Origin of the sequence: Peribacillus sp. NPDC060253, assembly GCF_042727425.1 — a bacterium.
Lineage (GTDB): Bacteria > Bacillota > Bacilli > Bacillales > DSM-1321 > Peribacillus.
In genome coordinates this window covers 25991-35045 of sequence record NZ_JBHXAS010000052.1, presented here as the reverse complement: position 1 = coordinate 35045, position 9055 = coordinate 25991, and the positions used below count along the sequence as shown (strand labels likewise).

Annotated in this window: 5 protein-coding genes and 2 pseudogenes; 6 read left to right on the top strand and 1 reads right to left on the bottom strand. The window is 41.8% G+C overall.

Annotated elements, in window-relative coordinates; all coding sequences use genetic code 11:
• Positions 1-145: 145 nt before the first annotated feature.
• Positions 146-676, bottom strand: a pseudogene (locus tag ACFWE9_RS14810) (ABC transporter ATP-binding protein); the annotation flags it as partial.
• Between ACFWE9_RS14810 and ACFWE9_RS14805 the strand changes: the two are divergent.
• The 6 genes and pseudogenes from ACFWE9_RS14805 to ACFWE9_RS14780 all read left to right on the top strand — a co-directional run.
• Positions 672-1040: pseudogene (locus ACFWE9_RS14805) on the top strand (FecCD family ABC transporter permease); the annotation flags it as partial. The pseudogenes ACFWE9_RS14810 and ACFWE9_RS14805 overlap by 5 nt on opposite strands.
• Positions 1041-1249: 209 nt before the next feature.
• Complete coding sequence (gene hutP / locus ACFWE9_RS14800) at positions 1250-1699, top strand: histidine utilization transcription antiterminator HutP (protein WP_230161801.1); 450 nt, start codon at positions 1250-1252, stop codon at positions 1697-1699.
• Between the two features lie 114 nt (positions 1700-1813).
• Entirely contained in the window at positions 1814-3331 is a 1518-nt protein-coding gene (gene hutH / locus ACFWE9_RS14795; RefSeq protein ID WP_230161799.1) for a histidine ammonia-lyase, read from the top strand.
• Positions 3332-3677: 346 nt separating this feature from the next.
• Positions 3678-5072 carry an amino acid permease gene (locus ACFWE9_RS14790; RefSeq protein ID WP_230161856.1) on the top strand — a complete coding sequence of 465 codons (1395 nt, stop codon included), beginning with the start codon at positions 3678-3680 and terminating at the stop codon, positions 5070-5072.
• A gap of 1000 nt (positions 5073-6072) precedes the next feature.
• Positions 6073-7278 carry a quaternary amine ABC transporter ATP-binding protein gene (locus ACFWE9_RS14785; protein WP_230161797.1) on the top strand — a complete coding sequence of 402 codons (1206 nt, stop codon included), beginning with the start codon at positions 6073-6075 and terminating at the stop codon, positions 7276-7278.
• Positions 7279-7282: 4 nt separating this feature from the next.
• The gene (locus ACFWE9_RS14780) at positions 7283-9010 is read left to right on the top strand and encodes a glycine betaine ABC transporter substrate-binding protein (RefSeq protein WP_230161795.1); all 1728 of its coding nucleotides are present in this window, start codon (positions 7283-7285) and stop codon (positions 9008-9010) included.
• Positions 9011-9055 lie beyond the last annotated feature (45 nt).

The following is a 9055-nucleotide window of genomic DNA, read 5'->3' as shown; positions in this document are numbered from 1 at the left end:
AAAACTACGTCAGACTTAAACTGAACCGCCGTATACCGAACGGTACGTACGGTGGTGTGAGAGGTCGGAGGCTAGGCGCCTCCTCCTACTCGATTTGTAATCGATTATGGCAGAATGTCTGGATTTCTTTAAGCCAAGCTTTAATCTAAACAGTTTGGGCAAGGATCAGATTTTTATATGCTCCGTCTTGATGTAGCAAATTATCATGGGCACCTTGTTCGATGATTTCCCCATTTTGTACAACGATGATGCGGTCGGCATGTTTAATTGTCGCTAATCTATGTGCAATGACAAGTGTAGTCCGATTTATCGAGAGTCGTTCCAATGCTTTCTGAACTGCTTTTTCGGTCTCGGTATCTAGTGCGGAAGTGGCTTCATCGAGTATTAATATCGGTGGATTCTTCAGGAATATACGGGCAATCGAGACACACTGCTTTTGCCCGCCTGATAATTTCACTCCACGTTCCCCAATCAACGTATCCAAGCCTTCGGGCAATTGTTCGATCAAGTCATTTAATTGAGCATCTTCGATGGCTTGGTTCAATTGGGCTTCGGTTGCCTCGGAATTGCCATACATGATGTTATCCCGAATCGTTCCATCAAATAAAAAGACATCTTGTTGTACGATACCGATCTGTTTTCTTAATGAAGTCAATTTGTAGTTCCGGATATCGATTTATAAATCAAAGGTATTGGATGTCTTGCGCTTAGGCGACTCGATTGCCATTGGAGTAGGTGTACAGGTAGAAAAAGAACGTAGGCTTTTATTGATGATTTCAGTCGCATTGGCTGGTGTATGCGTTTCGGTGGGCGGAGGCATTTCGTTTTTAGGTTTGATCGCACCGCATATAGCCAGGAGATTAGTGGGGGCAAGACATGCAAAACTATTACCACTCACTGCAATCTTAGGTTCATTATTGCTGTTATCTGCCGATACATTGGGACGAGTCATCATGGCCCCAATGGAATTGCCAGTTGGGATTATCATTTCGATTTTAGGAGCGCCGTATTTTATCTACTTACTCGTGAAAAACATTTAAAATAAGGAAAAAAGCCATTTTTCAGTACTCTAAGGAGAATGTTTTTTTTTTATTAGTCCCGTTTTTTAAAAAAAAGATATACAGGCATCGGGGGTGATAGACAAGCCTTAAAAAGAAATATTAAAAAATATGTTGACCAAACAGCTTGTATCCGCTTACAATAATATTTAGTTATTAGTGTATTTAGAAAATTGTAAAAGAGGTACCGCATGACAAAGGAATTCGACAGAAGAATCGGGCGCCATGCAATCATGTACGCGTTTGCGGACGAAGAGGAAGAAGTCATATTAACAACCGAATTAAAGCGTATGAATTGGCTTTATGGAAAAGGTAAAGTCGGTTCAATGGAGCTGCAGAAAGTAGTTGCGGCCATTGAGACATCAGCGAAAAGATTGGGATTAGTCAATCCCGATACTTATCGTGAAATGCATGCGCTGTATCATGCGATTCTCGAGGCACTCCAAGGAGTGACACGCGGCCAAGTCGAGCTTGGCGGTCTATTGAGGACGGCAGGCCTTCGGTTTGCAATCGTTCGTGGCAGGCCGTTTAAAAACGGGGACGAAGGTGAATGGATTGCTGTTGCCGTTTATGGAACGATTGGGGCACCGGTTCGGGGATTTGAACATGAAGCGGTTGGCTTGGGAATTAACCACATTTGAATAATTAAAAGCCTATAGTTATTTAGTGAAATAGGGGGCTGTATTGAAAGACTGGATAAGTCTGTCAATACGGCCTCCTTTTGTTTGTTTAAAAAAAGAATAGGGGTGCAGGAAATGATTATGTTAACGGGCCAGTCTTTAACGATTGAAGAAGCGAAAAAAGTATTGTATGGGGAAGCATTTGTCACGGCTTCAGCCGAGAGTGTTAAAAAAGTGGAAAAAAGCCGGGAAGCGGTTGAGAATATCGTGAAACAAAAGAAAGTCGTCTACGGTATTACAACAGGATTCGGGAAGTTCAGCGATGTGTTGATCGATGCAGAGGACGCAGAGCAACTTCAGTGGAATTTGATTCATTCCCATGCATGCGGAGTAGGTGAACCGTTTCCTGAGGTGGTATCGAGAGCTATGGTTCTTCTCCGTGCCAATGCGCTATTAAAAGGGTTTTCCGGCGTTCGTCCGGTTGTCATTGAACGTTTGATCGACCTTTTGAATGCTCAGATTCATCCGGTCATCCCTCAGCAAGGTTCTCTCGGGGCTAGTGGGGACTTGGCGCCTCTTTCTCATTTGGCGCTAGTATTGATGGGAGAAGGGGAAGTGTTCTATAAAGGGGAGCGAATGGAGGCCATCATCGCTTTATCGAAAGAAGGCATTCTTCCAGTGACACTTAAAGCAAAAGAAGGTCTTGCCTTAATTAATGGTACGCAGGCCATGACAGGGATGGGACTCGTCAATTACATTGAAGCCGAACAGCTGGCCCATCAAACGGAGGCGATTGCTTCACTGACGTTAGAAGGGTTACGCGGCATTGAAGACGCTTTTGATGCGGATGTTCATCTAGCACGCGGTTACCGCCAGCAAACGGAGGTCGCTGAACGGATTCGTCGCATGATCAACGGCAGCCAGCTCATTACCAAGCAAGGGGAACTGCGGGTACAGGATGCGTATTCCCTTCGGTGCATTCCGCAAGTGCATGGGGCCTCATGGCAAACTCTCGATTATGTAAAAGAAAAATTGGAAATCGAAATGAATGCTGCGACGGATAATCCGCTTATTTTTGATGATGGTGAAAAGGTTATTTCAGGGGGCAACTTCCATGGCCAGCCGATTGCATTTGCGATGGACTTCATGAAAATCGCTGTTGCCGAGCTTGCGAATATTTCAGAGCGCCGCATTGAGCGACTGGTCAATCCTCAGCTGAATGATTTACCGCCATTCTTAAGTCCTTCGCCTGGCTTGCAGTCCGGAGCGATGATCATGCAATATTGTGCAGCTTCACTCGTCTCTGAAAATAAAACACTCGCACATCCAGCAAGTGTGGATTCCATTCCATCTTCAGCGAACCAGGAAGATCATGTAAGCATGGGGACGATTGGGTCCAGACACGCCCATCAAATCATTCAAAATGTTCGACGCGTTTTGGCGATTGAGCTCATTTGTGCCTTGCAGGCAGTGGAATACCGTGGGATTGAAAAGATGGCTCCATTTACAAAAGAGTTTTATACGGAAGCAAGAAAGCTTATTCCAAGCATTACGCAAGATCGTATTTTTTCAAAAGACATTGAAGCAGCGGCGAGTTGGTTACATCAAATCGATTGGAATTCATTTATTCATGGAAGCTTACCTACGACATAATAAGAAGTGCTGAATATAAGTTTTTTTAAAGGCCGTCGATTCCTTTTAATATTCGTTAGGCTTATATGCCCCTTGTCTTGGGTATTTAAGCCTAACATAGTTACGTAAATGCTATATAGATTCCTATATCCAAAAAAGGTCTCAGCATAAAGAGAAAATGACCTTGAAATAGAAGAAGTAAACTATTGAGAGAATGATCGACTTTGCTTTATTCGTGCTAGATTAAATATGCATTTTTGGAGGGGAATCTAATTTGGAGAATCGGCAATTGCAACCGCCTGCTGAAAATGAACAAAACGAGCCGTCAAATTCTTTACAAAGAAAACTAAAAGCGCGCCATCTGACGATGATATCTTTGGGCGGGGCGATTGGAACAGGACTCTTCCTCGGGAGCGGACCGGCCATTCACTCTGCAGGACCTGGCGGGGCTTTGGTCGCTTATACCGTAATTGGCATCATGGTTTATTTTATTATGACAAGTCTTGGGGAACTAGCTTCATTTATGCCAGTCAGCGGAGCTTTCAGTACATACGCCACGCGATTTATCGATCCAGCACTGGGTTTTGCACTTGGCTGGAACTATTGGTTCACTTGGGCGATGACACTTGCCGCGGAGCTATCTGCCGCAACGATGGTTATGAAGTTTTGGTTTCCTAACAGTCCGTCGTTTTTATGGAGTTCTTTGTTTTTAGTTTTGATATTCTTGTTGAATTACGTATCCGTTAAAGGGTACGGAGAAGGGGAATATTGGTTTTCGCTCATTAAAGTGGCAACCATCATCATTTTTATCGTTGTCGGTATATTGATGATATTCGGCATCATGAACGGAGAGGCGATTGGTTTTAAAAACTTCACGGTGGGTGACGCTCCGTTTGCCGGTGGATTTTTGGCAACATTGGGTATTTTCATAGCCGCTGGTTTTTCTTTTCAAGGAACAGAAATAGTCGGTGTTGCAGCCGGTGAAAGTGAAGACCCAGCAAAGAATGTACCACGTGCAGTTCGCAGCATCTTTTGGAGGATTTTCCTTTTCTATATCCTGGCGATCATTGTTATTGGTTTGATCATTCCTTATACGAATGGAAGTCTGCAGGGGCACACGATCATGGTTAGCCCGTTTACGATGGTATTTGAAAAAGTGGGACTGGCCTTTGCAGCTTCCGTGATGAATGCCATCATCTTAACGGCCGTATTATCCGCAGGTAATTCGAGTCTTTACGTGACAAGCCGAATGTTGTACTCGATGGCAAACGAAGGGCTGGCACCGCGTATTTTTGGAAAGCTTAACAAGCGCGGCGTTCCTATTTGGGGATTGATTGTGACTTCACTTGTAGGGATGTTGGCGTTTTTTGCTTCTATTTTCGGTGATGGAGTCATTTATCTTTGGCTGATGAATGCAGTTGGAGTCACTGGATTTATATTCTGGCTCGGTATAGCGGCGACCCATTACCGATTTAGGAAAGCATACATTTCTCAAGGGTATTCACTGAACGATCTTCCCTATCGATCAAAATGGTTTCCTTTCGGACCGATATTTTCCTTTGCCCTTTGTTTTTTCGTTTTAATGGCGCAAAACTATCAAGCCTTTATTGGAGATCACATTAATTGGGCAGGTGTGATCGCTGCCTATCTTGGCATTCCATTTTTTCTGGCAATGTGGCTTGGCTATAAGTTCATTAAGAAAACGAAAGTAATTCCGTTAGAGGAGTGCCAATTTGATTTTGATGAACACCGGAATGCATAACGAACTTTACGCTTCCCAATACTATTAATTCAATATTAATTATGAACCTTGAAATGAGAATGTTCATTTCAAGGTTTTTTTGCCGTTTCGGGAACAAAATACCAGATTCTCCAGGGAGGGAAATGTATAGAAAATACATGTTTTATTTGGCCAAAAACGTTTTTTTTCGTATTTTGGATTATTTAGGGTTAAAAAAAAACTGAAAAATTTTATGATGGAAGATGGGCCTTTAGGTTAATAGGTTGTTAAAACGCTGTCATATCAACGTTTTAACTGGATGTCGAAACCTTTCAATTGGAAGGTGATTTTTGCATGTATAGGCGAGAATTCCGCCCCACATCATTTGAATTTATATTCATTCTTTGTTAAGGTAATGAAGTACTTTAGGGATGACGGTTTAGCCCATATGCTGGGAATGAACAAAACCTAAAAATAAAAAAACCATTATATTTCAGTTGGTATATACTGTGCCTGTTAGTTTCCTCAGTTTTATGCACCTCTTTTCCCTACTTGAAATGGGAATCCCATAATCAATTTTTCTATGCGTATTGGTGTCATGCTGTACTGCAAGTATCATTCCACCTGATTAAGGAAATGAAGTAATTTAGAGGGTAGTCTTTAGTCCATCATCTGGACAAAAAACTCTAAGTGGAAATCGTTTATATTACAGTTGGTATATGTTTTGCCTGCTAGTTTCCTCAGTTGTGATTGCACCTCTTTTTCCTACTTGAAATGCTCAATTAATCACACATATAAAATCCAAGTAAAGAATTACTTCTTGGGAATAATAAAAATAGATTATTTTTCTATGCACGTTATGCCCTGTGTCTAGTTATGTGTCACTTCCGCTTTTTTTGAAGAAAAAGTATAGGGATAGAATAGCTTTGTTAATTTCAGTTAGTTCAAGGTACTTGTGCATTAATAATCATCACTCGCATAAAACGGGGGAATTCAGCAAAACTGAATATCATATGGGCAACTATTAGAATGAGGTGACTTGATGAAGCCGTATGTAGAAGTCAGAAATGTCTCGAAAATTTTTGGCAAATCTCCAAAAGCAGCAACAGATTTATTGATGCAAGGTAAAACGAAAAAAGAAATCTTGAAAGAAACGGGACAAACGGTCGGAGTGAATAATGTTAATTTCGAGATTTATCCCGGTGAAATTTTTGTCATCATGGGTCTTTCAGGAAGCGGGAAATCGACTTTAATCCGCATGTTCAATCGTTTGATTGATCCGACTTTGGGTGAAATCTTAATTGATGATGAAGATATCGTGAAGATGAACGCGGCCCGGTTAAGGGAAGTCAGACAAAAGAAAATAAGCATGGTCTTTCAGAACTTTGCTTTATTTCCGCATAAAACGATATTGGAAAACGCTGAATTTGGGCTTGAAATCCAGAAAGTAGATCCAACAAAACGTCATGAAAAAGCGATGAAGGCTCTAGAGGCAGTTGGATTGAAAGGCTACGAAAATCAGCTGCCATCACAGCTTAGCGGCGGTATGCAGCAAAGGGTTGGGTTAGCCCGGGCACTCGCAAGTGATACGGATATCCTATTGATGGATGAAGCCTTCAGTGCTCTAGATCCATTGATACGTAAAGATATGCAGGATGAACTGATTGAAATCCAAGATCAGTACAAAAAAACGATCATTTTCATTACCCATGATCTAGATGAAGCATTAAGAATAGGCGATAGAATCGCACTGATGAAAGATGGAAGTGTGATTCAATTGGGAACCCCTGAACAAATCATGATGAATCCAGCCAATGAATTTGTCGAGAAATTCGTGGAGGACGTTGATCTTTCAAAAGTACTGACAGCGTCACATGTAATGATACGTCCAGAGAAAATCGCAGTGGACAGAGGTCCGAGGGTTGCACTGGAAATCATGCGCAAACAAGGGTATTCAAGCATTTTTGTTGTGGATAGAAAGCAGAAGTTATTGGGTGCCGTCACTGCTGAACAGGCACGTCAGGCAATGAGCAATAACCAATCGATTTCTGAAGTGATGACAACTGATATCCCAACTGTAAAAGAGGATGAATTACTTGGAAACCTAATGGATGTGATGGCAACGTCAAGCTTGCCAATCTCAGTCATTGATGATCAAAAAAGAATTAAAGGAATTCTTCTTCGCGGCGCCGTTATCGGTGCTTTGGCAGGAAATAAAGATTCCTTGAATGAAATGGAGAGTGAATAATTCAATGAATATGCCAAAAATCCCACTTGGAGCTTGGGTCGATTCTTTAGTGGATTGGATAACAATTGTATTTGCTGGATTATTTACGCTTATTACGAATGTGATCGAAGGTCTATTGGATATCCTGGTCGATGTAATGAGTGCAGGTCCTTCTCTTGTGTTAATTATCGTCCTGACCCTTCTGGTTACCTATACAAGCAGATGGCCATTAGGGATATTTACTTTCATTAGCTTACTATTGATCGATAATCTTGGTTATTGGGAATCGAGCATTCAAACACTGGCTATCGTTATATTGTCAGGATTCCTAACCATCCTTATAGGGATACCGATCGGAATATGGTGTGCCCAAAATAAAACGGTGCGCAAAATCGTAACCCCAATCTTGGATTTCATGCAAACGATGCCTGCATTCGTTTATTTGATTCCTTCGATATTATTCTTTGGAATAGGGGTAGTGCCGGGGATCATTGCGTCATTCATTTTCGCAATCGCACCAACGATCCGTATGACCAATCTTGGGATTCAGGAAGTGCCCAATGATTTGATCGAGGCATCGGATGCTTTTGGTTCGACCAGCAGCCAAAAGTTATTCAAGGTACAAATACCATTGGCTACTCCAACAATCATGGCAGGTGTTAATCAAAGCATCATGCTGGCACTATCCATGGTAGTTACAGCTTCATTGGTTGGAGCACCCGGACTTGGGGCGGATGTCTACAGGGCTGTCAGCCAAATAAATGTTGGGCAAGGATTTGAAGCAGGTTTATCCATCGTAATCATTGCAATCATTCTCGATCGTATCACGCAAAATCTGCGTAAACCAGCTTACGAACATATCGTTAGCAGGAAAATCATTTTTATAATACTGGCGTTACTCGTTGTAGGTACTGCGTTATTCAGTGCTTTTACAAAAGATACGGCTGTGAACGGGGATAAAAATAGTTTTGCTGCCAAAGCCAATTATGAAATCATCGGAATTGAGCCTGGAGCAGGATTGATGAAGTTGACTAAAACGGCTATAGAGGATTATAAGCTGGATGATTGGAAGTTGGTTGAAGGGTCTTCGGCGGCAATGGTTGCTGAATTGAAAAAAGCGCTTGATAAAAAAGAACCAATCGTCGTTACAGGATGGTCACCGCATTGGATGTTCTCGAAATATGACTTGAAATATCTCGAGGATCCAAATGAATCCTTTGGCGGTGCTGAAAATATCAATTCCATTGCCAGAAAAGGCCTCGAGCAAGATGCACCTGGTGCATATAAAATTCTTGATCAATTCTTTTGGGATACTAAAGATATGGAAGATGTAATGGTCAAAGTTTCTGAAGGCAAGTCTCCTTCAGAAGCAGCAGAAAAATGGATAAAGGAAAATCAGGACAAAGTATCCAAATGGACCAAAGGTGCTGAATCAGGAAATGGTCAAAAAATCAAACTGGTTTATGTTGCATGGGACACTGAAATTGCCAGTACAAATGTGATTGGCAAGGTTTTGGAGCAGAATGGTTATGACGTAACATTAAGCCAAGTTGAAGTTGGACCAATGTTTGCCGGAGTTGCAAACGGAAGTGCGGACGCAATGGTGGCTGCATGGCTTCCTGGTACACATCTTGAATATTATAATAAGTATAAAGATGAAATGGTTGACCTAGGACCAAACTTAAAAGGAACAAAGAATGGACTGGTCGTACCAGATTACGTCGATATTGATTCAATTGAAGACTTAAAATAAGAAAAGCGAGGGAATTTCAGTAATGAAATTCCCTCGCTTTTTTCA

Excerpts from the sequence above, each read along its gene's own strand:
- hutP (WP_230161801.1), top strand. The coding sequence starts at position 1,250 with ATGACAAAGGAATTCGACAGAAGAATCGGGCGCCATGCAATCATGTAC.
- hutH (WP_230161799.1), top strand. The coding sequence starts at position 1,814 with ATGATTATGTTAACGGGCCAGTCTTTAACGATTGAAGAAGCGAAAAAA.
- ACFWE9_RS14790 (WP_230161856.1), top strand. The coding sequence starts at position 3,678 with ATGATATCTTTGGGCGGGGCGATTGGAACAGGACTCTTCCTCGGGAGC.
- ACFWE9_RS14785 (WP_230161797.1), top strand. The coding sequence starts at position 6,073 with ATGAAGCCGTATGTAGAAGTCAGAAATGTCTCGAAAATTTTTGGCAAA.
- ACFWE9_RS14780 (WP_230161795.1), top strand. The coding sequence starts at position 7,283 with ATGAATATGCCAAAAATCCCACTTGGAGCTTGGGTCGATTCTTTAGTG.